Origin of the sequence: Thermosipho japonicus, from assembly GCF_014201655.1 — a bacterium.
In the GTDB taxonomy this organism is placed as follows: Bacteria; Thermotogota; Thermotogae; order Thermotogales; family Fervidobacteriaceae; genus Thermosipho; species Thermosipho japonicus.
Genome location: NZ_JACHEX010000001.1, coordinates 615,456 through 639,264 on the forward strand (window position 1 = coordinate 615,456; position 23,809 = coordinate 639,264).

General features: G+C 33.9%; 35 protein-coding genes and 5 tRNA genes. 12 read left to right on the forward strand and 28 right to left on the reverse strand.

Annotated elements, in window-relative coordinates; genetic code table 11:
• Positions 1 to 3: 3 nt before the first annotated feature.
• The 22 genes from rpsH to HNP65_RS03365 form a co-directional block, all read right to left on the reverse strand.
• Entirely contained in the window at positions 4 to 408 is a 405-nt protein-coding gene (gene rpsH, locus HNP65_RS03260; protein ID WP_004101465.1) for a 30S ribosomal protein S8, read from the reverse strand.
• A 15-nt stretch (positions 409 to 423) separates the two neighbouring features.
• Positions 424 to 609, reverse strand: a complete 186-nt coding sequence (locus HNP65_RS03265) for a type Z 30S ribosomal protein S14 (protein ID WP_004101463.1) — start codon at positions 607 to 609, stop codon at positions 424 to 426.
• Between the two features lie 15 nt (positions 610 to 624).
• Entirely contained in the window at positions 625 to 1,170 is a 546-nt protein-coding gene (gene rplE / locus HNP65_RS03270) for a 50S ribosomal protein L5 (RefSeq protein WP_126992593.1), read from the reverse strand.
• A 13-nt stretch (positions 1,171 to 1,183) separates the two neighbouring features.
• Positions 1,184 to 1,504, reverse strand: a complete 321-nt coding sequence (gene rplX / locus HNP65_RS03275) for a 50S ribosomal protein L24 (protein WP_126992592.1) — start codon at positions 1,502 to 1,504, stop codon at positions 1,184 to 1,186.
• A 13-nt stretch (positions 1,505 to 1,517) separates the two neighbouring features.
• The gene (gene rplN, locus HNP65_RS03280) at positions 1,518 to 1,886 is read right to left on the reverse strand and encodes a 50S ribosomal protein L14 (protein ID WP_004101458.1); all 369 of its coding nucleotides are present in this window, start codon (positions 1,884 to 1,886) and stop codon (positions 1,518 to 1,520) included.
• Entirely contained in the window at positions 1,876 to 2,175 is a 300-nt protein-coding gene (gene rpsQ, locus HNP65_RS03285) for a 30S ribosomal protein S17 (protein WP_126992591.1), read from the reverse strand. The genes rplN and rpsQ overlap by 11 nt, the downstream gene beginning before the upstream one ends.
• Before the next feature lie 5 nt (positions 2,176 to 2,180).
• Positions 2,181 to 2,381, reverse strand: a complete 201-nt coding sequence (gene rpmC / locus HNP65_RS03290; protein WP_004101450.1) for a 50S ribosomal protein L29 — start codon at positions 2,379 to 2,381, stop codon at positions 2,181 to 2,183.
• A complete protein-coding gene (gene rplP / locus HNP65_RS03295; protein ID WP_126992590.1) occupies positions 2,378 to 2,806 on the reverse strand; it encodes a 50S ribosomal protein L16 in 429 nt (142 codons plus the stop codon). The genes rpmC and rplP overlap by 4 nt, the downstream gene beginning before the upstream one ends.
• A 22-nt stretch (positions 2,807 to 2,828) precedes the next feature.
• On the reverse strand, positions 2,829 to 3,458 hold the full coding sequence (gene rpsC / locus HNP65_RS03300; RefSeq protein WP_184618913.1) for a 30S ribosomal protein S3: 630 nt from the start codon (positions 3,456 to 3,458) through the stop codon (positions 2,829 to 2,831).
• A gap of 20 nt (positions 3,459 to 3,478) precedes the next feature.
• Entirely contained in the window at positions 3,479 to 3,925 is a 447-nt protein-coding gene (gene rplV / locus HNP65_RS03305) for a 50S ribosomal protein L22 (protein ID WP_184618914.1), read from the reverse strand.
• Positions 3,926 to 3,939: 14 nt separating this feature from the next.
• Positions 3,940 to 4,227 carry a 30S ribosomal protein S19 gene (rpsS, locus tag HNP65_RS03310; RefSeq protein WP_004101445.1) on the reverse strand — a complete coding sequence of 96 codons (288 nt, stop codon included), beginning with the start codon at positions 4,225 to 4,227 and terminating at the stop codon, positions 3,940 to 3,942.
• A gap of 15 nt (positions 4,228 to 4,242) precedes the next feature.
• Positions 4,243 to 5,067, reverse strand: coding sequence for a 50S ribosomal protein L2 (rplB, locus tag HNP65_RS03315; RefSeq protein WP_184618915.1), 825 nt, complete (start codon positions 5,065 to 5,067; stop codon positions 4,243 to 4,245).
• A 15-nt stretch (positions 5,068 to 5,082) separates the two neighbouring features.
• Positions 5,083 to 5,388, reverse strand: a complete 306-nt coding sequence (gene rplW / locus HNP65_RS03320; protein ID WP_004101443.1) for a 50S ribosomal protein L23 — start codon at positions 5,386 to 5,388, stop codon at positions 5,083 to 5,085.
• Entirely contained in the window at positions 5,388 to 6,053 is a 666-nt protein-coding gene (rplD, locus tag HNP65_RS03325; protein ID WP_126992588.1) for a 50S ribosomal protein L4, read from the reverse strand. The genes rplW and rplD overlap by 1 nt, the downstream gene beginning before the upstream one ends.
• Before the next feature lie 37 nt (positions 6,054 to 6,090).
• On the reverse strand, positions 6,091 to 6,708 hold the full coding sequence (gene rplC, locus HNP65_RS03330; protein ID WP_004101438.1) for a 50S ribosomal protein L3: 618 nt from the start codon (positions 6,706 to 6,708) through the stop codon (positions 6,091 to 6,093).
• 22 nt (positions 6,709 to 6,730) lie between these two features.
• A complete protein-coding gene (rpsJ, locus tag HNP65_RS03335) occupies positions 6,731 to 7,039 on the reverse strand; it encodes a 30S ribosomal protein S10 (protein ID WP_004101436.1) in 309 nt (102 codons plus the stop codon).
• A 63-nt stretch (positions 7,040 to 7,102) separates the two neighbouring features.
• Positions 7,103 to 8,305 (reverse strand): elongation factor Tu, encoded by a 1,203-nt coding sequence (gene tuf, locus HNP65_RS03340; protein WP_184618916.1) that lies wholly within the window; start codon positions 8,303 to 8,305, stop codon positions 7,103 to 7,105.
• Between the two features lie 31 nt (positions 8,306 to 8,336).
• Positions 8,337 to 10,412 (reverse strand): elongation factor G, encoded by a 2,076-nt coding sequence (fusA, locus tag HNP65_RS03345; RefSeq protein WP_184618917.1) that lies wholly within the window; start codon positions 10,410 to 10,412, stop codon positions 8,337 to 8,339.
• A 13-nt stretch (positions 10,413 to 10,425) separates the two neighbouring features.
• Positions 10,426 to 10,893: a 30S ribosomal protein S7 gene (gene rpsG, locus HNP65_RS03350; protein WP_004101430.1), complete on the reverse strand. Its 468-nt coding sequence runs from the start codon at positions 10,891 to 10,893 to the stop codon at positions 10,426 to 10,428.
• Between the two features lie 18 nt (positions 10,894 to 10,911).
• Positions 10,912 to 11,286, reverse strand: a complete 375-nt coding sequence (gene rpsL, locus HNP65_RS03355; protein WP_184618918.1) for a 30S ribosomal protein S12 — start codon at positions 11,284 to 11,286, stop codon at positions 10,912 to 10,914.
• Positions 11,287 to 11,470: 184 nt separating this feature from the next.
• A tRNA-Gln gene (locus tag HNP65_RS03360) sits at positions 11,471 to 11,545 on the reverse strand.
• Positions 11,546 to 11,572: 27 nt separating this feature from the next.
• Positions 11,573 to 11,647, reverse strand: a tRNA-Val gene (locus HNP65_RS03365).
• Positions 11,648 to 11,767: 120 nt separating this feature from the next.
• On the opposite strand from HNP65_RS03365, the gene HNP65_RS03370 reads away from it, so the two are divergent.
• From HNP65_RS03370 to tmk, 12 genes are all read left to right on the forward strand, one after another.
• A complete protein-coding gene (locus HNP65_RS03370) occupies positions 11,768 to 12,649 on the forward strand; it encodes an RluA family pseudouridine synthase (protein ID WP_184618919.1) in 882 nt (293 codons plus the stop codon).
• Positions 12,642 to 13,874 (forward strand): hypothetical protein, encoded by a 1,233-nt coding sequence (locus HNP65_RS03375; protein WP_343043457.1) that lies wholly within the window; start codon positions 12,642 to 12,644, stop codon positions 13,872 to 13,874. The genes HNP65_RS03370 and HNP65_RS03375 overlap by 8 nt, the downstream gene beginning before the upstream one ends.
• Positions 13,837 to 15,123, forward strand: a complete 1,287-nt coding sequence (locus HNP65_RS03380) for a DUF5693 family protein (protein ID WP_184618921.1) — start codon at positions 13,837 to 13,839, stop codon at positions 15,121 to 15,123. Before HNP65_RS03375 ends, HNP65_RS03380 begins: the two co-directional genes overlap by 38 nt.
• Positions 15,074 to 16,486 (forward strand): pyruvate kinase, encoded by a 1,413-nt coding sequence (gene pyk / locus HNP65_RS03385; RefSeq protein WP_184618922.1) that lies wholly within the window; start codon positions 15,074 to 15,076, stop codon positions 16,484 to 16,486. The genes HNP65_RS03380 and pyk overlap by 50 nt, the downstream gene beginning before the upstream one ends.
• A 65-nt stretch (positions 16,487 to 16,551) precedes the next feature.
• A tRNA-Glu gene (locus HNP65_RS03390) sits at positions 16,552 to 16,626 on the forward strand.
• Positions 16,627 to 16,632: 6 nt separating this feature from the next.
• A tRNA-Arg gene (locus HNP65_RS03395) sits at positions 16,633 to 16,707 on the forward strand.
• Positions 16,708 to 16,715: 8 nt separating this feature from the next.
• Positions 16,716 to 16,791: transfer RNA gene (locus HNP65_RS03400), tRNA-Lys, on the forward strand.
• Positions 16,792 to 16,959: 168 nt separating this feature from the next.
• Positions 16,960 to 17,454 (forward strand): translation initiation factor IF-3, encoded by a 495-nt coding sequence (infC, locus tag HNP65_RS03405; RefSeq protein ID WP_041427210.1) that lies wholly within the window; start codon positions 16,960 to 16,962, stop codon positions 17,452 to 17,454.
• 11 nt (positions 17,455 to 17,465) lie between these two features.
• Complete coding sequence (rpmI, locus tag HNP65_RS03410) at positions 17,466 to 17,669, forward strand: 50S ribosomal protein L35 (RefSeq protein WP_004101418.1); 204 nt, start codon at positions 17,466 to 17,468, stop codon at positions 17,667 to 17,669.
• A 29-nt stretch (positions 17,670 to 17,698) separates the two neighbouring features.
• The gene (gene rplT, locus HNP65_RS03415) at positions 17,699 to 18,055 is read left to right on the forward strand and encodes a 50S ribosomal protein L20 (RefSeq protein ID WP_004101417.1); all 357 of its coding nucleotides are present in this window, start codon (positions 17,699 to 17,701) and stop codon (positions 18,053 to 18,055) included.
• A 97-nt stretch (positions 18,056 to 18,152) separates the two neighbouring features.
• Positions 18,153 to 18,932 (forward strand): 30S ribosomal protein S2, encoded by a 780-nt coding sequence (gene rpsB / locus HNP65_RS03420; RefSeq protein WP_184618923.1) that lies wholly within the window; start codon positions 18,153 to 18,155, stop codon positions 18,930 to 18,932.
• 46 nt (positions 18,933 to 18,978) lie between these two features.
• Positions 18,979 to 19,584 (forward strand): dTMP kinase, encoded by a 606-nt coding sequence (tmk, locus tag HNP65_RS03425; protein WP_184618924.1) that lies wholly within the window; start codon positions 18,979 to 18,981, stop codon positions 19,582 to 19,584.
• Here tmk and fliQ read toward each other — a convergent pair.
• The 6 genes from fliQ to HNP65_RS03455 are packed head-to-tail and all read right to left on the reverse strand — an operon-like array spanning position 19,581 to position 23,807.
• Positions 19,581 to 19,847: a flagellar biosynthesis protein FliQ gene (gene fliQ, locus HNP65_RS03430; protein ID WP_004101414.1), complete on the reverse strand. Its 267-nt coding sequence runs from the start codon at positions 19,845 to 19,847 to the stop codon at positions 19,581 to 19,583. The two genes, tmk and fliQ, sit on opposite strands and share 4 nt — an antisense overlap.
• 2 nt (positions 19,848 to 19,849) lie before the next feature.
• A complete protein-coding gene (fliP, locus tag HNP65_RS03435) occupies positions 19,850 to 20,605 on the reverse strand; it encodes a flagellar type III secretion system pore protein FliP (RefSeq protein ID WP_184618925.1) in 756 nt (251 codons plus the stop codon).
• Positions 20,602 to 20,910 (reverse strand): flagellar biosynthetic protein FliO, encoded by a 309-nt coding sequence (locus HNP65_RS03440; protein WP_246348162.1) that lies wholly within the window; start codon positions 20,908 to 20,910, stop codon positions 20,602 to 20,604. The genes fliP and HNP65_RS03440 overlap by 4 nt, the downstream gene beginning before the upstream one ends.
• 21 nt (positions 20,911 to 20,931) lie before the next feature.
• A complete protein-coding gene (cheY, locus tag HNP65_RS03445) occupies positions 20,932 to 21,294 on the reverse strand; it encodes a chemotaxis protein CheY (RefSeq protein WP_004101411.1) in 363 nt (120 codons plus the stop codon).
• 4 nt (positions 21,295 to 21,298) lie between these two features.
• Positions 21,299 to 21,754: a chemotaxis protein CheW gene (locus tag HNP65_RS03450; protein ID WP_184618926.1), complete on the reverse strand. Its 456-nt coding sequence runs from the start codon at positions 21,752 to 21,754 to the stop codon at positions 21,299 to 21,301.
• Between the two features lie 10 nt (positions 21,755 to 21,764).
• Positions 21,765 to 23,807: a chemotaxis protein CheA gene (locus tag HNP65_RS03455; RefSeq protein WP_184618927.1), complete on the reverse strand. Its 2,043-nt coding sequence runs from the start codon at positions 23,805 to 23,807 to the stop codon at positions 21,765 to 21,767.
• Positions 23,808 to 23,809: the final 2 nt, after the last annotated feature.

A 23,809-nucleotide genomic window follows, 5' to 3' on the forward strand; every position in this document is an offset into this window, starting at 1 on the left:
TCCTTACCAAATATAGGCAATAACTTCTCCGCCAACACCGATTTCTCTTGCTTGCTTGTCAGTTAATACGCCTTTTGATGTTGTTAAAATAGCTATACCTAATCCATTCTTAACCTTTGGAAGATTATCTTTTCCAACATATATTCTTCTTCCAGGCTTTGAAACTCTTACAATACCATGAATTACTCTCTCTCTATTTCTTCTTGTTCCTTTGTATTTCATGTGAATTCTTATTATTCCCTGTTTTCCATCTTCAATATATGTGTAGTCTTTTATAAATCCTTCTCTTTTTAATATTTCTGCAATTTCTTTTTTCAAGTTTGATGCTGGTACATCTACTTGTTCTTTTAATGCAACATTTGCATTCCTTATTCGAGTGAGCATGTCAGCTATTGGATCGCTCCACATTGTATTCCCCTCCTTTTACCATGTTGCCTTCCTAACTCCCGGGAGTTTTCCCTCATTGGCCATTTTTCTGAAACAAACTCTACAAATACCAAATTCTCTATATACGGAATGTGCTCTTCCACAAATCTTACATCTTGTATATTCTCTTGTTTTAAATTTCTTTGGCTTTTTCCATCTTTCAACAAGACCTTTTCTTGCCATATTTAAACCTCCTTATTATCTTTTAAACGGGAATCCAAAGAGCTCTAATAATTTTCTTGCTTCATCATCTGTTTTAGCAGTTGTAACAATTACAATATCCATTCCTTGGACTCTTCTAACTTGATCTGGAGATATTTCAGGAAAGACCAACTGTTCGGTCAATCCAAATGAATAATTTCCTCTTCCATCAAAACCATTTGGATTCAATCCTCTAAAGTCTCTAACTTTTGGAAGAACCAAATTAATAAGTTTGTACAAGAAGTTGTACATGTTAACTCCTCTTAATGTTACTTTTAAACCTATTGGCATTCCTTTTCTTATTTTAAAGTTAGAGATACTCTTTTTTGCTCTAGTTACAACAGGTTTCTGGCCTGCAATAAGTGCTAATTCTTTTGCATGAATATCAATAACATCTTTGTTTCTTGAACCTTCACCGATACCCATGTTAATAACTATCTTTTCTAGTTTTGGAACTTGATGAATATTTTTATATCCAAATTCTTTCATCATTGCAGGTTTGATTTCATTTTCATACTTTTCTTTCAATGGTATGTACTGCATGCTCTATGCCTCCTTACTTATCTATGACTTCTCCACACTTCTTACAGTACCTTACTTTTGTTCCATCTTCTAAAAATCTGAATCCAACTCTTGTTGCTTTTCCACAGCTTGGGCACACTAATGCAACCTTACAAGCATAAATTGGTGATTCTTTCTCAATAATTCCGCCTTGTCTCATTTGTGCATTTGGTCTTTGATGTCTTTTTACAACATTTACTCCTCTTACAATTACTTTATCTTCTTTTGGAATTACTCTTACAACTTCACCTGTTTTTCCTTTATCTTTTCCAGAAAGTACCATTACTGTATCGCCTTTTCTTATTTTCCTTGCCACTTCACATCACCCCTTAAAATACTTCAGGCGCTAAGGAGACAATTTTCATAAATCCTTTTTCTCTTAATTCCTTTGCAACTGGACCAAAAACACGTGTCCCCTTAGGCTCGTTATATTTATCTAGTACGACAGCGGCATTATCATCAAAACGAATATAAGTACCATCTGGTCTTCTAATTTCTTTTTTCGTTCTAACAATAACAGCCTTTACAACATCGCCTTTTTTCAAATCTCCATTTGGTACTGCATCTCTAACACTACATACAACTACATCTCCAACTGTTCCCCATTTTCTTCTTGAACCACCCATTACTCTAATAACTCTTAAAAGTTTTGCTCCTGAGTTGTCTGCAACATTGAGGTAGCTTTCATTAATTATCATCACTACTACCTCCTTCCGTTTCTTCGTCTAAAGTCTCATCCGCAAAAACTGATCTTTCTACAATTCTAAGTACTCTCCATCTTTTTAATTTACTCAATGGTCTTGATTCAATAATTTCAACTATATCTCCATCTCTACATTCGTTATTTTCATCGTGTGCATAATACTTTTTTGTTCTCTTGATATATTTCCCCACTCTCGGGTGTTTTACTAATGTACTAACTGCAACTACAACTGTCTTATCCATTTTATCGCTTACAACTTCGCCAACCAATTTCTTTTTAGGCATGTCAATTACCTCCTTACACCCAATTCTCTTTCCCTGAGAATTGTTTTGATTCTTGCTATGTCTTTCCTTGTCTTTGAAATTTGACTGTAGTCCGTAAGTTGTCCCAAAACGTTCTGGAATCTCAAGTTCATGAGTGTTCTTTTCTTTTCTTCTAATAAATTCATCAATTCTTCATTTGTTAAATTTCTAAGTTCAGCAGCCTTCATACTGCTTCACCACCTATCTCGTGTCTTTTTACTATTTTTGTTCTTATTGGAAGTTTTGTAGCAGCATATTCTAACGCTTCTCTAGCAAGCTTTTCATCTACTCCACCAATTTCAAATAATATTTTACCTGGTTTTACTACTGCTACCCAACCTTCAACGTTTCCTTTACCTTTACCTAGCTTACTCTCAGCCGGGTGTTTTGTATATGATTTATCAGGAAAAACTCTAATCCAAAGTTTACCAGTTTTCTTTAAAGTTCTTGTAATTGCAATTCTACATGCTTCTATCTGCTGCGCTGTAATCCAGTGTGACTCCATAGCTTTAAGACCATATTCACCAAAGCTTACTAATGCTCCGCCTTTTGCATTTCCTTTCATTCTACCTCTATGTTGTTTTCTGTACTTAACTCTTTTTGGCATTAACATGTCGTACTACCTCCTTTAGACGTCAGATATCGGCGTCGCCTTTATAAATCCATACTTTAATACCAATTGTACCATATTTTGTTTCAGCTCTAGCTGTGCCATAATCGATTATTGATTTTATAGTTTGAAGTGGAAGTCTTCCCTTCAAATACCATTCTGTTCTTGCAATTTCTGCACCTGCAAGTCTTCCAGAAACCATTATTTTTATACCTTTTGCACCTTTTTTCATAGCATTAAAAATAGCCTTTTTCATTACTACTTTATAAGATGCACGTTTTTCAATTCTGCTTGCAATATTTTCCGCTACTAACTGTGCATCAACTTCAGGATTTTTAATTTCCTCAACATTGACTATAAATCTTCTGTTAAATCTCTTCTCAAGATTTTGTCTTAATTCTGTTATTTCTGCACCTTTTTTACCTATAATTATTCCTGGCCTTGCAGATTTTATAATTGCAATTACTCTTTCTGAATCTGGCCTTTCAATAACAATCTCACTAATTCCTGCTTGTGCATATTTATTCTTTATAACTTTTCTAATTTCTTCGTCTTCAAGCAAGTATTCCTTGTAATTCTTTTCATTAAACCATGTTGCCTGCCAATCTGCTGTTATCCCGAGCCTGAAGCCGCGTGGATGAACTTTTTGACCCACCTTACCACCTCACCTTTCTATCACTTTTCTTCCTTTGCAGCCTTTTCGGCTTCCTTGTCTCTAACAATTACTGTAATATGGGACATCCTTTTTTGAATTATATCTGCACTACCTCTACCTCTTGGCCAAATTCTTTTCATTCTTGGACCATCGTTTACATAGCATGTGTAAACATATAAATTTTCCTCATTAAGGCCATGGTTATTAACAGCATTAGCCACTGCTGATTTTAACACATTTTTTATAAGTCTTGCAGCCTTTTTTGGAGAAAATTCAAGAATTGTAAATGCTTCTGAAACATTTTTACCTTTAATTGAATTTGCGACACTTCTTGCTTTTCTTGGAGAAATTCTAACAAATTTTGCTACTGCTCTTGCTTCATACACTGGCATTGTTGATAATTTTTCTTTTCTCTCTCTATGGAATTTGGAACGTTTCATTCCGTTTCTCTTTATGAGAACTTGCATTGTTTCCACCCTCCTCACTTTTTAACCTGACCCTTGCTTGCAGACTTATCAGCGTGTCCTCCAAATCTTCTAGTAAATGAAAATTCACCTAATCTATGACCAACCATATTTTCTGTAATGTATACTGGAATGTGTTTTAAACCATTATATACTGCTATTGTATGTCCTACCATTTCAGGTACTATCATGCTTGCTCTGCTCCAGGTTTTAATTATTTTTTTCTCGCCTGCTTCGTTAAGTTGTCTTATTTTTTTTAGTAACTTGGGATCTACATAAGGTCCCTTTTTCGTGGACCTGCCCATCGTTGCACCTCCTCATTAACCATTTCTTCTTCTTACAATCAATTTATCTGATGCTTTCTTTCCTCTTCTTGTTTTATAACCTTTAGCAAGTTGACCCCATGGACTTTGTGGATGGTGCCCTTTTCCTCTTCCTTCACCACCACCATGTGGGTGATCAACTGGATTCATTGCAACACCTCTAACATGTGGTTTTCTACCTTTCCATCTCATTCTTCCTGCTTTTCCATCAACTTCGTTTTTGTGATCTTCATTTCCAACTACTCCGATTGTTGCATAACATTTTACTGGAACTTTTCTAAGCTCACCTGATGGCATTCTCAATAATGCGTATTTCCCTTCTTTTGCCATCAATTGACATGATGTACCAGCGGATCTTGCAATTTGACCACCTTTGCCAGGAATAAACTCAACGTTATGAACAATTGTACCAACTGGAATATTTTCAAGCGGTAATGCATTACCTGGTTTAATTTCTGCATCAGGACCATTTAATACTGTATCACCAACATTTAAACCCTGAGGAGCTAATATATATCTTTTTTCACCATCTGCATAGACAAGCAATGCTATTCTTGCCGTTCTATTTGGATCGTATTCAATAGATACTACTCTAGCTGGTACTCCTACTTTATCTCTTTTAAAATCAATGATTCTGTATCTTCTTTTGTGCCCGCCACCTCTAAATCTTACAGTTACTCTTCCATAACTATTTCTTCCACCTGTTTTTTTAAGTGGAGCAATTAATGATTTTTCCGGTTCTTTTTTAGTAATTTCGGAAAAATCAGGTATTATCATTTGTCTTCTTGCAGGGCTTGTTGGTTTAAATCTTCTAAGACCCATCATTATTCACCCCTTTTAATGTTCTCCTTCTAATTCCTTAATCGTGTACCCTTCTTTAAGAGTTACTATTGCCTTTTTCCAAGATTTGGTATATCCTTGTCTTGCCATTGCACCACGTCTTAAATCTCTTTTTGGTTTTGGTTTTACATTTATCACGTTAACCTTCTCAACTTTTACATTAAACAATTTTTCTACAGCTTCCTTTATAAGTGGTTTATTGGCATCTTTAGAAACTTCAAAAACGTACTTTCTATCTTCTCTGGCATAATATGATTTTTCACTAACAATTGGTCTAATAATAACATCTGCATAGTTCTTCATTAGCCAAGCACCTCCTCGATCTTCTGGACGGTACCTTGGAGGAGCACAAGTTTGTCATGATTCAAAATATCATATACGTTCAATCCATCAATGTTTGTTCTGTCAACACCAGGATTGTCTGCAATGATAACTTTAACTCCTGGAATATTGCGTCCAGAAATCTTAACATTAACATATTCCTCAACTTTCTTTGGAAGAACAACCAAAACTTTTTGATTTTCAAGTCCTAAATTCTTTAAAACTTCTCTCAAGTCTTTTGTTTTTGGTCTTTCAAATTTAATCTCATCAACAACGATAAGATTTTCTTCTTTGAGTCTTAAAGATAAAGCTGACTTTAATGCAAGTCTTTTCATTTTTTTGTTCAATCTCTTAAAATAAACCCTTGGTTTTGGACCGTGGGCTACACCACCGTGTCTCCAATGTGGTGCTCTAATTGAACCTTGTCTTGCTCTACCTGTGTGTTTTTGAATCCAAGGTTTTCTTCCACCACCGGACACTTCTCCACGTGTTTTTGTAGAAGCTGTTCCTGCTCTTGAATTTGTAAGCTGCATATCAATATAGCGCCAAATAACATCAAAATTTGGCTCGATAGCAAATACTTCATCTTTTAAATCAACTGTTCCGATGTTTTCGCCTTTTGAGTTAAACAAACTAACTTTTGCCATCCCTAATGCCTCCTTTTTTCATTTTCGAGGCTTGCTCTTATCCTCTTTTAGCTGTTCTAATAAGGACAAGGCCGCCTCTCGCTCCTGGGACGCCACCTTTTACTGCTATTAAATTATTCTCTACGTCTATTTTAACAATTTCTGAGTTCAATATTGTTACACGTTCGTTACCATATTGTCCCGGCATCTTTTTGCCTTTGAAAATTCTTGCAGGTTCTGAGTGCTGACCTACGGAACCTAGTTCCCTATGGAATTTTGCACCATGAGATTTTGGTCCGCCTCTAAATCCCCATCTTTTCATTGCACCAGCAAAACCTCTTCCTTTGGACCATCCTGTAATATCTATTTTATCACCTTCGGCAAAAATATCAACCTTTATTTCTTGCCCAAGTTCAAATTCTTCTGGATTTTCTACTCTGAATTCTTTTAATATTTTCAATGGTTTGACACCTGCTTTTTTGAAAACACCTTCCATTGGTTTATTAACTTTTTTTGCCTCTTCAAAACCAATCTGAATTGCATTGTATCCATCTGTATCTATTGTTTTCTTCTGAACAACATAACAAGGACCAGCTTTTATAACTGTTACAGGAATGACTTTATCATCCTTAAAGATTCGGGTCATTCCAACTTTTCTTCCAATAATCATTTTCATCTCTAGCACCTCCAAGTTCAAATCACAAGTTGATTTCAACGTCAACTCCAGCTGGAAGATTAATCTTCATCAATGCATCTATAGTTTTTGGTGATGGTTCCAAAATATCAATCAATCTCTTGTGAATTCTCTTTTCAAATTGTTCCCTAGAATCTTTATGTTTTAATGGTGATCTTAAAACAACATAAAGTGTCCTTTCTGTTGGCAATGGAATTGGTCCTGAAACCTTTGCATTTGTTTGCTTTACAATTTCAACAATTTTCTTTGCTGATTCATCTAACAATTTATGATCATATGCCTTCAACCTAATTCTTATCTTCTGTCCTGGCATTTTGTTCCCTCCCTTTTTATTTCAGGAAGAAAGGGGGAAATTCCCCCCTTTCCAAAATTTATTTTACTCAACAATTGCTGTTACAACACCTGCTCCGACTGTTCTTCCACCTTCACGGATAGCAAATCTCATTCCTTCTTCAATAGCTACTGGATAGATAAGTTTAATTGTCATTTCAACATTATCACCAGGCATTACCATTTCAACACCTGCTGGGAAGTCAATTAATTCTCCAGTAACGTCAGCTGTTCTAATGAAGAATTGTGGTTTGTAACCTTTTTGGAATGGAGTATGTCTTCCTCCTTCTTCTTTCTTCAATACGTAAACTTGTGCTTTGAATGTTGTGTGAGGAGTAATTGATCCTGGTTTTGCAAGAACTTGTCCCCTTTCAACTTCGTCCTTGTCAATACCTCTCAACAAACATCCAACGTTGTCACCAGCAAGACCTTCGTCAAGGATCTTTCTGAACATTTCAACACTTGTAACAACTGTTTTCTTTATATCGTAGCTCATACCAACAATTTCAACTTCGTCACCGGGTCTGATAACACCACGTTCTATTCTTCCTGTAACAACTGTACCCCTACCTGTGATTGAGAATACGTCTTCTACAGGCATTAAGAATGGTTTGTCTGTTTCCCTTTGTGGTTCTGGGAAGTAAGAATCCATTGTATCAAGTAATTCTTTTATAGGTGCGTATACTGGATCGTTTGGATCATCTGGACCTTCAACTGCTTTAAGTGCAGAACCTCTTACTACTGGAAGATCGTCACCTGGGAATTCGTATTTGTTGAGAAGTTCCCTAACTTCCATTTCAACTAAGTCAATTAATTCTTCGTCATCAACCATATCTGTTTTGTTAATGAAAACTATCATTGCAGGAACGTTAACTTGTCTTGCAAGAAGAACGTGTTCTCTTGTTTGTGGCATTGGTCCGTCTGTTGCAGCAACAACAAGGATTGCTCCGTCCATTTGAGCAGCACCAGTAATCATGTTCTTGATGTAGTCTGCGTGACCTGGACAGTCAATGTGTGCATAGTGTCTTGTTTCTGTTTCGTATTCGATGTGTGAAATGTTAATTGTAATTCCTCTTTCTTTTTCTTCTGGTGCCTTATCGATTTGTTCGTATGGAGTATAATCTGCTCTACCAAAGAATGAAAGATACTTTGTTATAGCTGCTGTTAATGTTGTTTTTCCGTGGTCAATGTGTCCAATGGTACCTACGTTAAGGTGAGGTTTGCTTCTCACAAACTTTTCTTTTGCCATAATTCACCCTCCTTTATCCTTTGTGGATAACTTATTTTGAAATAATTTTTTCCGCTAATTTATCTGGAACTTTTGCATAACGTTCCAAAACCATTGTGTATGTTGCACGACCTTGAGACAATGATCTCAAATCGGTTGCATACCCAAACATTTCAGACAATGGAACAAGCGCTTTTATTATTCTTAAATGTCCCCTTGATTCAAGTGTTTCAACATGCGCACGTCTTGAGTTTAAATCTGCTATTATGTTACCCATATATTCTTCAGGGGTTGTTACTTCTACTCTCATAATTGGCTCAAGTAAAATCGGTTTAGCCTTTTTAACTGCTTCTTTGAATGCCATACTTGCTGCAATTTTAAATGCCATTTCAGATGAGTCAACTTCGTGATATGAACCATCCAAGAGTATTGCCTTTATTCCAACCATTGGATATCCTGCAAGAACACCACTTTGTGCGGCTTCCCTTACACCTTCTTCAACAGCTGGAATATATTCCTTAGGAATAACTCCACCAACGATCCTATCTTCAAATTCAAAAGTTTTACTTAAGTCAATTGGCTCAAATCTCATTATAACATGACCGTATTGTCCTCTACCACCGCTCTGTCTGATGTATTTTCCTTCTGCCTCTGCTACTTCTTGAATGGTTTCTCTATACGCAACTTGAGGTTGACCAACTCTTACTTTAGTGTTAAATTCTCTCTTTAACCTATCCACTATTATTTCAAGATGCAATTCACCCATTCCAGAAATAATAGTTTCACCTGTTTCGTGATCAACATAAGCTCTAAAAGATGGATCTTCATCACTCAACAATGTTAATGCTTTAGAAAGCTTGTTTTGATCATTTTTTGTTTCAGGTTCTATTGCTATTGAAATAACTGGTTCTGGAAATTCCATTTTTTCTAAGATAACAGGTCTTTTTTCATCACAAAGGGTATCCCCAGTTTTTGTATCTTTTAATCCTATTGCCGCTACAATATCACCAGCTCTTACATATTCAACATCTTCTCTTTTATCTGCGTGCATAAAGATTAACCTTGAAATTCTTTCTTTTTTACCTTTAGTTGAGTTATATACATAACTTCCCTTTTCGAGTCTACCACTGTAAACTCTAAAGAATGTTAATTTTCCTACATATGGATCTGCCTGAATTTTAAAAGCTAAAGCTGTAAATGGTTCATCCTCTGATGGTTTAATTTGTACTTCTTCACCGTTTTGATCCCAACCTCTAACTGGTGGCATATCAAGTGGTGATGGAAGATATTCCAATATTCCATCTAAGAGAGGTTGAACACCTCTATTCATTTTTGCAGAACCGCAAAATACTGGTGTTGCTTTATTCTCAATAGTTGCCTTTCTAAGTGCCTTTTTAATAAGATCATTTGATATTTCTTCTCCTTCAAGATAAAGCATCATTATCTCGTCATCTAATTCAGCAACTTTTTCTAACAAATCTTCTCTCATTTCTTCAGCTTTTGCCCTATACTTTTCTGGAATCTCTTCGTAAACCATTTCTGTACCATTTTCATTTAACCATCTAATTGCTTTCATTTCTATCAAATCTATAACGCCTTCAAAAGAATCTTCAGCACCCATTGGCATTTGGACAGGTACAGGATTTGCTTTTAACCTGTCCACCATTGTTTGAACAGCCATTTCAAAATCTGCTCCGAGTTTATCCATTTTGTTCATGAAGGCAATCCTTGGAACGTTGTATTTATCAGCCTGTCTCCAAACTGTTTCAGATTGCGGCTCAACACCTGCTGCAGCATCAAAAACAGCAACTGCTCCATCTAAAACTCTTAAAGCACGTTCAACTTCTATTGTAAAATCAACGTGCCCCGGAGTGTCAATAATATTAATACGATGGTCTTTCCACATACATGTGGTTGCAGCAGAAACTATGGTAATACCTCTCTCTTTTTCCTGGACCATCCAGTCCATTGTTGCTGTACCATCATCAACGCTACCAATATTATGTTTTCTACCTGTGTAAAAAAGAATTCTCTCAGTTGTGGTAGTTTTACCAGCATCAATATGAGCCATTATTCCAATATTTCTTAATTTTTTCAAGTCAACATATATAGCCTGTATCTCCTTCATACTCTCCTCCTACTTACCATCTGAAGTGTGCAAATGCTCTGTTTGCTTCAGCCATTCTGTGAACATCTTCTTTCTTCTTAATCGCAGTTCCTGTATTATTAAATGCGTTCACAAGCTCTTCTCCAAGCTTTTCAGCCATTGGTCTACCTTTTTTTGATCTTGCTGCTTCAACAATCCATCTTAAAGCGAGAGAAGTCTTTCTTGGCTCTTCAACTTCAATTGGAACCTGATAAGTTGCACCACCGACTCTTCTTGGTCTTACCTCGACAAGTGGTCTTACATTATCAATTGCCTGATGTAAAGCTTCAAGCGGATCCTTTTTTGTTTTCTCTGACAAATACTCCATTGCTTTATATACAATTTTTTGTGCTATTGATTTTTTTCCATCCCACATTACTCTATTTATAAGCTTTGAAACCAATACATCGTTATATATTGGATCAGGTGGAACTTTTCTAACTTCTGCTCTCCTTCTTCTCATTTGTTATTCCCTCCCGACTTATTTCTTAGGTCTCTTAGCACCGTATTTACTTCTAGATTGTTTTCTATTTTCAACACCTGCTGCATCCAATGCTCCTCTAATAATCTTATACCTAATACCCGGTAAGTCTTTAACCCTTCCACCTCTTACCAAAACAACTGAGTGTTCCTGCAAGTTATGACCTATACCTGGAATATATGCTGTAACTTCTATTCCATTACTTAACCTAACCCTAGCAATTTTTCTCAAAGCTGAGTTTGGTTTTTTTGGTGTCATTGTAGAAACTCTGACACAAACTCCTCTTTTTTGTGGATGTCCTTGAAGTGCTGGAGATTTTGATTTTTCCTTAACAACCTTTCTACCGTGCCTTACCAACTGATTAATTGTAGGCATCTAAACCCTCCCTTCGAAAACTCTTAAATTGTTCGATTCAGCCACGCCGCAAAACTTTACAAACTAAATTATACATATTTATATATAAAATCTCTTGAAAAATAAGTGAAGATTTTGTTTCATCCACTCTTTCGTGCGTTTTAATAAGGGGTCTTAGAAAAAAAGAGGGCTTATACAAGCCCTCTGGCTGGGGCGGTAGGACTCGAACCTACACTGCTGGAGCCAAAGTCCAGTGTCCTGCCAGTTAGACGACGCCCCAACTAAAAAAGATGGGGACTAACCCCACTGGTGGGTGCGGCAGGGATTGAACCTGCGGCCTCTTCCGCGTCAAGGAAGCGCTCTCCCACTGAGCTACGCACCCAGACCGAATTTTATTTTAACACACAAAAAAATATTGTCAAGAGTTATACAAAAATTTTTTTGAATTTTGCTTCTTTAAAGGTATAATAATAAATGTAAAAAAACTTTGTGAGGTGAAGTCATGATAGTAACCGAAGAAAATTACTACTCAAGATTAGACAAATTTTTAAGAAAAAAACTTTTAAATTTACCTTTGAGTGCAATCTATAAATTAATCAGAACCGGAAAAATAAAAGTAAACGGAAAAAAAGTAAAAAATCCTTCATACAAGATAGAAATAGGTGATGAAATTACTATTGAAGAGGATATATCAAAATACAATAGGGAAATCAACAACAAAGTGGTTCCAATAAAAATGGACCTTGATATTGTATATGAAGATAATGATATTCTAATAATAAATAAACCAGCAGGTATTCCAATACATCCTGGCAAAGGAACACATATCGCAACATTAATCGAAGGATTAATGTACTATGGTCAAGAAAAAAATTTCACACCACACCTTGTCCATAGATTAGATAAACATACATCCGGTATATTAATAATTGCAAAAAACACCCAAAGTGCAAGAGAATTAGGAGATATAATTGCCAGCCGTAACATAAAAAAAGAATATATCGCTCTTTGCAAAGGTAAATTATCAAAAGAAGGAAAAATTGATATACCTCTTGAAAACAAACAAGCTTTAACTACATTTAAAACACAAAAAGTATATAAAACACATTTGGGAGAGTTTTCTCTTTTAAATGTAAATATTAAAACAGGAAGAAAACATCAAATAAGGAAACATTTAAGTCTGATAAATCATCCAATAATAGGAGATGACGTCTATGGTGATAAAAAGCTCAATCGTGAATTTAAAAGAGAATATGGCTTAAAAAGATATTTTTTACATTGTCACTCCATGGAATTTTACTTTAAAAATAAGCATATAGCAGCCTCTGCTCCGCTTTCAAGAGACTTAAAAAATGTATTAAAAAATCTCGAAAAGGGTGAATAGTTTGAAAAGAATAGTTTCCATCATTATTTTCTATTTCTTTAGTACATTATTTTCTATTACTATATACTTTAATACTTTTGATAATTCACTAATTATCAGCCAAAAAGTATACAAATTTTCGGGTGAAGCTCAGCCTTTTAAAGGTAAAATTATAACGTATTTTAAATCCCCTTCTATAGAAACTGGAAATGTAGACATTCCTAATGACTTGTTAGTTCTTGAAGATGGACAAACAATCGGACAAAATGGAACCATAGAAGTCTCTAAAGATGTTTTTGACAAAATGGTTGAATTGTATACAAATAACGACATTGAAAAGGTTGTAATCGACCGTTTTCCAGTTGAGATATATGATGATAAAATAATTGTAAAAGAATTAACTTCTAGAGATAAATTAATATCATATTTAAAGATTTTCAAAAACAATTTCGAAATTACAAATTTAGATTACTACCTTGGTACATATGATATTACCCCTGATACACCTAAGATAGAAATAACTACATTCTCATTCCCAAACATCGGATATTACAATGTCAAAATACATGACAAAAGTGCTGTCTATACTAAAGTGTATGTAAATGGAAAAGATTCAAAAAAAAGTGGTACTCTTACAAGCGGGACATATAAAATATTTGTCAAATGCATGGATGAACTAGGATATGAATCTTCCAAAACAACTTTTTTAGACATTCCAAAATCGAAAATTAACTTTCAAAAAATCGATGTGGAATTTGGGAAAGAAACAAAATTTGGAAAAATAAACTACATAGGAAACAGAAACTTTTACGAAATTACTCCATTAACATCAACTATTACAACAATAACTTCGAAAGATACAACTTCTCCGACAATTAACGTATCAATCAAAAAACTTTTTGATGATTATTACTCCATTAAAGTTTTATCAAATGACCTTAATAAAACAAAAAATATAATACTTCTAAACAACAATCCAATTAATAACGGGGTAGTAAAGCTTAAAAAAGGCAAAAATTTACTGATCGTAATGTCAAAAGATACCTTTGACAATTATAAGTTAAAACATGTTAGTATTTATAATTATAAAACATTAGACTCGACTCTAACCTTTCTTGATGAAAAAAGATGGATTAATATTGGAGGGGTATTAATAAAATCTCCATATATTATATCTTGGGTAAATCCTAATATCGAAAGGAGGATCTATGAAGATAAAAGATATATTATCAACATTGAAAAGTAAGGTTATTTTTCTTTCGATATTTTTAATCATTGCTTTAATTGGAGCATTATTAAGAACTAACAATGATTTAAAAAATATGAAAGTTGACATTGTTTTTGAAAATTCAAGCAAGATTGAATTTTTTGATGGGAAAAATATTAAAAATAAAGAAGCCGTGTATATTATTCCTAAAGATGCTACCAACATTAATCTGGAAGGTATAAACTTAAACGGAAAAAAAATTGGAATCCTAGAATTTAATATTTCTGAAACTATTTCAAAGGAATTTGCCAAAAATCTTTCAAAAGATATGGTAATAACAGTTCATTATATAAAACCAGAGGAACTTTCAAAATACAATGAAAAAACTTTATTTAAAAGACTTTGGAGAGCAGTTGTCGAAAGAAGTATTGACTTAATAGTTCTTCCAAAAACACCTATGACTGAATCCGTAGCAAAAAAATTCAAAAACTACTTTAAAATTTCTGACGCTTCACCTTATATACCAAATATTGAATTCAAATACTTTTTTTCAACAATTTTAACATTATTCGTTTTATATCTTTTTCCTTACGCAATTTTTCTATTACCAACTTTATATTTTTCTTACGAAATTTTTATTTCATTAGTTAGCATATTAGGAACAGTAGTAATATTTTTTAAAATAAAAGACAATATTTTAAAATTCTTTTCTTATTTCACTTTAGGTATTTTAACAAATCTATCATTGTATGATTTTGAACATTTGAACAATATAAAAACATACTGGGGAGTAAAACTTTCACTGGTGTTATTACCATCAATATTACTAATACAGTTAATAATAAAAGAAAACAAAAAGATAAAATCACATCTTAAGTTTTTAATACCTCTATTTACCATTTTTGGAATATATTATATAATTAGAAGCGGTAATTTTGGATTTGTTACAGACTTTGAAAGAAATATACGTGAGTTTATCGAAGATTTATTCATCATAAGGCCAAGAACAAAAGAATTGTTATTTTATCCTCTTGCATTTTTAATTCCGTATTTAAAGAGTGACTTTTACAAAAAGCTTTCTGAGATATTTGCAAGTATTGCATTTTTATCAACATTTAACACATTTTGTCACATAAGAGCACCTCTATTTGTAAACATTTACCGCGAACTGATAACTTTATTTTTAACGCTTATCATCTATTCAATTTTCAAAATCTTTTTTGAAAGGGGAGAATATTATGAGGAAAACAAGAATAGTAACCACTATAGGACCGGCAACAGAATCTGAAGAAATGCTGGAAAAACTTGTAAATTCTGGTGTAAATGTTTTTAGATTGAACTCATCTCACGACACCATTGAAATTCACAGAGAAAGAATTAGAAGGCTAAAAAAAATCAGAGAAAAATTAAACACACCATTTTCTATCCTTATTGACCTTTCTGGCCCAAAAATTAGAACAGGAAAACTCAAAGAAGAATACATAACACTAAAAGAAGGTTCTCAATTAAAAATAACAACAGAAGATTTATTAGGTGACGAAAGTATATTATCTGTAAATTACAAAAGATTTTCACTTGAAGTAAAAAGTGGTGACAGAATTTTATTAAATGACGGTGCAATAGAACTAACTGTTGAAAAAGTTGAAGATAATTTAGTATACACTAAAGTTATAAGAGGTGGCAAAATAACGCACCATAGAGGTGTTAACCTTCCCGGCGTTGACCTTTCAATTTCTGCTGTCACAGATAAAGATAAAAAATTTATTGACCTTGCCATAGAAGAAGATCTTGACTACATTGCTTTGTCATTTGTAAGAAAAGCTTCAGACGTAAAATACGCAAAGTCATTAAGCAATGGCATTCCAGTAATTGCAAAAATTGAAACGGCTCAAGCGTTGGACAATCTTGAAGAAATAATCTCAATTGCTGATGGTGTTATGGTAGCAAGAGGTGATCTTGGTGTAGAAATTCCACTATCTCAAGTTCCAATCGCTCAAAAAAGAATAATAGAAACAGCAAATAGAATGTCAAAACCTGTTATAACTGCTACTCAAATGCTCGAATCAATGATCAACAATATGACTCCAACAAGGGCAGAAGTATCTGACATAGCAAATGCTATACTAGATGGGACAGATGCTATTATGCTTTCGGCAGAAACCTCGATAGGAAAATACCCACTTAGAGCAGTAGCTGTAATGGATGAAGTATCGAAAAATACTGAAAAATTTCTTTTAGACTACGATTCAATTGAGCTAGAATGGATAAGAAATTACTATATATCAGAAAATATAGAAGATGCTATTTCACATGCTGTATATAACCTCTCAAGAGATATAAATGCAAAGTTAATCATCACTGCAACTAGCACAGGAAAAACTGCAATAAATATTGCTCGCTTAAGACCTTCAGTTCCTATAATGGCTGCTACTCCAAACCTTTCAACCTATTATAGATTAAGTCTAGTATGGGGCGTAATCCCTGTTATGATTAACCAAACACTTTCAACAGACGAAATGATTATAGAAGTAATGAGAAAAGCAAAAGAAACAAATCTTGCTAGCAAAGGCGACAAAGTAATTATAACCGCAGGAATTCCATGGGGAAGACCTGGAACAACAAATACACTCCAAGTACATGAAATAATATAAATCAAGACTTTTTACTAAAAATATTGACAAATAAAACTTTTATGGTATTATATTAACGGATGTATGGCCCCATAGGATAACGGCTAGTCCATCGGATTCTCAGTCCGAAGGTCGGGGTTCGATTCCCCGTGGGGCTGCCAAAGAAAGCCCCAGTAGTTCAACGGATAGAACGGCGGATTCCTAATCCGCAAATGGAGGTTCGATTCCTCCCTGGGGCACCATGAAATTTGGGCCGTTAGCTCAACAGGTAGAGCACCTGACTCTTAATCAGGGGGCTGTGGGTTCGAGTCCCACACGGCCCACCAGGATATAGTAAAGAGGAAGCGCCCGCTTCCCACCCCAAGCGAAAGCGAAGGGGTTATAAAGCAGTAAATGAGGTTTTAGATTAACATTAATAAGATGATTAATGTATCGGCGGGCGTTTTGCACGCCGATATTTTTTATGTTAGGAGGGATGAATTATCGATAAGATAATTAAAAACGAAGAAATTACAGCGCCAGAGGTAAGGGTGGTAAATCAAGAAGGAAAACAACTAGGGGTTATGCCAACGCAAAAAGCTTTGGAGCTTGCATATTCTCAAAAATTAGATTTGATTTTGGTTGCCCCAAATGCTAAACCGCCGGTTGCTAAAATTATGGACTATGGAAAGTACAAATACGAACTAGCAAAAAGGGAGAAAAAGGCAAAGAAAAATCAAAAAATTATTGAAGTAAAACAAATGAAATTTCGTATAAAAATAGACGAACATGATTACCAAACAAAGTTAAAGCATATCAAAAGATTCCTTGAAGCGGGAAACAAAGTAAGGGTTGTAATAATGTTTAGAGGTAGAGAAATGGCTTTTGCTGATAAAGGAAAAGAAATTTTAGATAGAATTATTAAAGATTTGCAAGATGTAGCTAGTGTTGAAAAAGCACCAAAACTTGAAGGAAGAGACATGTGGATGATGTTAAAACCAAAAAGTTGAGGAGGGAAAATATGGCTAAACAAAAGATGAAAACGCATAAGTCAGCCGCAAAGAGATTTAGAGTTACTAAAAATGGAAAAATTATTAGAAGAAAAGCATATGCATGGCACAAGACAGGTAAAAAGAGAAGATCAACACTTAGAAGACTTAAAGTCGAAACAGAAGTAAAAGCTTGCGACAAAGACAGAGTACTTAGAATGCTTGGTAAAAAATAAAATAAAACGACTTGAAGGGAGGATAAATCATGCGTGTAAAAAATGCAGTAAACGCTAAGAAAAAAAGAAGAAAAATACTAAAGGCAGTTAAAGGATACCATGGAGCTTTAAGTAGAAGATATAGGCTTGCAAAACAAGCATATATCAAAGCGAAAAAACATGCATATGTTGGTAGAAAATTAAAGAAAAGAGACTTTAGAAAACTATGGATTACCAGAATAAATATTGCTGCTAGAAATGAAGGATTAAAATATAATGAATTAATTCACGGGTTAAAATTAGCTGGAGTAGCAATTAATAGGAAAATGTTATCTGAACTTGCTGTAAATGACCCAGAGTCATTTAAAGAATACGTAAATATCGCAAAACAAGCAATCGGAAAATAATAACTCACCCTTCTGGATCCCTGCCTCGGTGCCCTTTTAGGGTCGGCAATGGAGTTGAAGGAAGGGGAGGGTTTAACCAAATCAGGAGGTGTATATTGTGGCAGTACTTACAATGAAACAACTTTTAGAAGCAGGTGTTCACTTTGGTCACAGAACTCAAAGATGGAATCCAAAAATGAAAGAGTACATATTTGGTGCTAGAAAAGGTATTTACATAATCGATCTTCAAAAAACTTCCAAACTTCTTGATGAAGCATATAACTTTGTAAGAGATAAAGCAGGTGAAGGAGGAACAATCCTCTTTGTCGGGACAAAAAAACAAGCTCAACAAGTTATTAAACAAGAGGCAGAAAGATGCGGTGCATTTTATGTAAACCACAGATGGCTCGGTGGACTCTTAACAAATTTCGAAACAATTCGTAAAAGAATTGACAAATTAATTGAACTTGAAGAAATGGAAGCAAATGGAGAATTTGATCATTTACCAAAAAAAGAACAAAGTAGATTAAGAAGAATTCTCGAAAAACTCAGAAAAAACCTTGGTGGTTTAAAAAATATGACAAGTCTTCCAGACGTTATTTATATTGTTGACCCAAGAAAAGAAAGAAACGCAGTTTACGAAGCAAATCTTTTAAAAATTCCAACCGTTGCTATCGTAGATACTAACTGTGACCCTGATGAAATTGATTATATAATTCCAGGAAATGATGATGCAATTAGGGCAATCCAACTCATCACTTCAAAAATCGCAGATGCATATCTTGAAGGAAGAGAAGGACTTTCCTACGGCAGTGAAGAGACTGAAGAAAATAACCAAAAAGAAGATAATGAGGAAATATTTGAAATTGAAGATGTAGATGAAAGTGAAGAAATGTAAACAATAGCCCCCGAAAAGGGGGCTTTTTTGACAGGAGGGAAATTAATTGTTTATTGCTTTTGAAGGAATTGATGGATCTGGAAAAAGCACTCAACTTAATCTTCTTTCTCGATACTTAAAATCAAAAGGGAAAAAAGTACTAAATATTAGAGAACCTGGAGGAACTATCCTGGGTGAAAAAATTAGAAACATTCTACTTGATAATGATTTAAATATAAATAAAAGAAGCGAGTTATTATTATTCCTCGCATCAAGAGCGCAATTAGTAGAAGAAGTTATAAAACCCCATCTTGAAAGAGGTTTTTTTGTTTTGGCAGATAGATTCTCTGATTCAAGCATTGCATACCAAGGTGGGGCAAGAGACATTGGAGTAGAAACTGTATCCACATTAAATGATTTTGCAACAGACAACATTTATCCAGATATAGTTTTCTATATAGATATTCCAACAAAAATTGCAATGGAAAGACTTAAAGAGAAAAATCTAGATAGACTTGAAAAGGAAGGGCAAATATTTCTTGAAAAAGTGAGAAGTACGTACTTAAAATTATCAGAACTGAGAGATAATTTCTTTATTATAGATGGAACAAAAAGTATAGACAGTGTTTTTGCTGAAATAAAATCAATTGTAGAAACACATTTACAATCCTAAATCATCGAAAAATATTTCGTTATAATTTCCCTTGCAAGATCAATTACCTGTTGAATCATCCATCCTCCTAAAAAAAGTAACGTTAAAAATAAAACAATAATTCTTGGGGCAAACGTAAGAGTTTGCTCATTTATTTGCGTAGCTGCTTGAAATATACTAATTAATAATCCAACAATTAAACTTATTAATAGAGGTGGTAAAATTACCGTTAATAAGGTCTTTATTCCAAGCCCAAATACATCTAAAAATACTTCTATAGTCATTCTTAACCGCCTCCAAAGCTTTTAATCAAACTACCAATTAACATATCCCATCCGTTTACAAGAACAAACAAGAGAATTTTAAATGGCAATGAAACCAATACTGGAGGGATCATAATCATACCAAGAGAAAGCAAAATACTAGCAACGACCATGTCCATTACAATAAAGGGTATATACAATAAAATACCCATTTTAAAACCTATTTCAAGCTCTCCAATAACAAAGGCCGGAATAAGAACAGAATTAGGTGCCTCCTCTACAGAATTTATTTCCTTGCCAACATTATCAGCTAACATAAAAACATTATCTTCGTTATGATGAATTTTCAATTCAGTTATCATGAATGTTCTCAGTCTACCCATACTTCTAGAAAACAGCTCTTGGTAACCAATTTCTGAATTCAAATAGGGAGTGATTGCATTGTTATAAATATCATTCCAAACTGGCTGCATTATAAAAAATGTTAAAAATAATGCAAGACCTATTAAAATCTGATTCGGAGGCGTTTGTCTGGTTCCTAAAGCATTTCTCAAAAAAGAAAATACTATTATAATCCTTGTAAACGATGTAAATAATATTAAAATACTAGGTGCAAGAGATAATACGGTTAAAAGTAAAAGAATTTCTAATGTATTAACTAAATCCCTCGGTTGCTGAGGTGGGCTCAGTTGTATACTAATATTTGGAAGTGGAACTTCATCTTGTGCAAAGGAAACAAAAACAATTACAAGAAATAGTAAAACAAACAGCCGCTTCACTTTTTGTCACCTTTTTTTACTATATTTTTGAAAAATTCAAGTTTGAAATTTGAATTTTCAAACTCTCCACTTTCAATTGAATCAAGCTTTTTTAACACAGTACCACCATTTTCAGTCACCAAAATTACATAATATTCTTCAACTATTCTTACTACAACTATATAACTATTTCTAGAAATAAATTTTCTTTCAATAACAGAGATAAAATGTCCCCCTACATTTCGGGGGACCCTATTCTTTATAACCAAATAAGTACCTAACATTACAGCTACGAAAATCAGCATTGATATTGCAAACCCAACCAAAGAAGAAATAACGTTCGCCCCCTAACCAGAAACTTTTTGAATCGCTTCAATAACTCTTGCAGGCTGGAATGGCTTTACTATAAAATCCTTGGCTCCTGCTTGAATTGCTTCAATAACCATTGCTTGTTGTCCCATAGCGCTACAAACAATAATAGTAGCATTTGGATCTATCTTTTTTATCTCTTTAATAGCATCGATACCATTCATTTCAGGCATTGTAATATCCATTGTAACAATGTCAGGTTTTAATTCTTTGTATTTTTCAACAGCTTCTTTTCCGTTTGCAGCTTCTCCAACTACTTCATGACCTGCTTTCGTTACAATATCCTTTAACATCATTCTCATGAAAGCTGCATCATCAACAATCAAAATTCTTTTTCCCATTTTTCTATACCTCCTCTACACCAATTATTTCATTTAATATCTCTTCAATATCTAAGTATACTACAAGTCTTTCACCTTTTTTTATTAATCCTTTTGCTTTCTTTCCATAAGTATCAACATCTCTAAAGGCCCTATCAATTTCTGAATTTGATGTTCTAAGTACTCCTTTTACATTTTCTACTAGAAAGCCCATTTCAATATCTCTTATCTTTGTGATTATGATCTTTTTAAAGTTATTTTCATCCATATTTGAACAAATTCCACCAAGTATCTTTCTTAAATTGATAACAGGAATAATTCTTCCCCTTAAATTTATAACTCCCTCAATAACTTCTTTTGATTTTGGAACGGGCGTAATTTCATCTTTATCTATAACAATTTCTACGTAATCAACATCAAAACTCATTTCTTGATTACAAATATTAAAACTTAAAACTTCAAATTCGGTTTCAACATTCATGCCTTTCACCTCACTCCACTAAATTTAGCGTATCAATAATCAAGGCAATACTACCATCACCTAATGTTGCACCACCACTAAATTCTTTAACATCAGCAAATAATTTTCCTAGAGATTTAATCACAATATCTTCCTGTCCAATTAATGTATCAACAGCAATCCCATATTTTCTATTTGCAACTTTAACTACAACTACGTTTAATTCATCAAGTTCTTCGTTGTGTTTTATTCCCAAAACATCCCAAAGTTTAATAATTGGAATTACTTCCCCTCTTTTGACTATTACTTCCTTATTTTGAACCATTTGGATTTCCTCAGGTAAAACAATTAATGTGCTGTCTATAACTGAAATTGGAATTGCATAAATATATTTATCAACTTTCACAAGCAGTGCCTGAATTATAGCAAGTGTCAACGGTAATTTTATTATCACTTTTGTTCCTACACCTTTTTTAGACTCTATGTGAACAGTTCCATTTAATGATTCTACCGTATTCTTAACAACATCCATTCCAACTCCTCTACCAGAAAGCTCACTTACTTGCTCTTTGGTAGAAAAACCAGGCATGAATAAAAATTCGTAAACTTTTTCATCAGGTAAACTTGAAGCCTTTACTTCATCAACTAACCCTTTTTCAATTGCTTTCTTTAATATTTTCTCCCTATCAAGTCCTCTACCATCATCTTCAACTTCTATTACTACATTATTCCCTTCATGGCGTGCGGACAGAATCAATGTACCAACAGGTGATTTCCCCTTTGCAATTCTTTCTTCTTTTGTTTCAATCCCATGATCTAAAGCATTTCTAATTAAATGAACTAGTGGATCTCCTATTTCTTCAACAAAGGTTCTATCAAGTTCCGTGTCTTCACCTTTCATAACAAAGTTTATTTCCTTTCCTAAATTCTTTGAAATGTCACGAACCATTCTAGGGAATCTATTAAATACATAGGAAATTGGAACCATTCTAACCTTCATAACAATATTTTGCAAGTCAAGTGTTATCCTACTAAGCTGAGCTAAAGATTCATCAACTTCTTTTATATTGTACTTTTTCAAAATATCTATTATTCTACTTCTTGCAATAACAAGCTCTCCCATTAAATTCATTAATGTATCTAATTTTTCAATATCAACTCTGACTGTTTGCGTTATTTTAATATTTTTCTTTTTCTCTTCATGCTTTTCTGCTTTCTTTTCTTCTTTTGCCTTCTCTTTAACTTCGCTTTTATGCTTTATTTCTACTTTCTTTACTATAACCTTCTCAACTTCTGAAATTGCAGAAAGTTTCTCTTGCAGTTTTAAAGGCTCTACCTTTGCAATAACGTAAAGTTCTACTTCTCTATCAAATTTTTCGTTTTCAATATCTTCTACGCTTGGCACACTTTTTATTATTTCTCCACCTAACTCTTCAATTCCGTGAAACACCATATACATTCTTGCAGATTTCAATTGTACATTTTCAGCTAAAATAACCTTTGTATAAATAACGTCATATCCTTTTTTTCTTGCTTCATTTACAACATGTAAAAGCGCCTCATCTTCTTCATACATGTAGTCTGCCTCTTCCTCTGCCTCCTCTTTAGGCTCACTTTTTTCAGAATCATTATTATCCTGGGGATTTTCAACAGTTACTGTAGATTTAGATTGCTTCTTTCCAACAATTTCACCCTGTGCAAGCTTCTCAAAGATCTCAACTAGTCCAGAAACGTCCTCATCTATCTCTTCACTTCCTTCAGATGCTATTTTTTCAAGCATTTTCTCAATTAAATCCAATCCGTTAAACAGGTAGTCCAACTTGTCCGAATCAATAGAGACCTTCCCAGATCTAACAGCATCCAGGTAATTTTCCATTCTATGACACAATTTGGCCATATTTTCAAATCCCATTGTCCCTGCCATCCCTTTCAAAGTATGCAAGGCTCTAAAGGCTACGTTTATATATTCCATATCTTCTGGATTTTTTTCTAAGTCTAATAGAGCGTCGTTCAGTTGTTGAACGTACTCACGACCTTCATCAATAAAAACACTTAAATATTCCTCATACGACATAT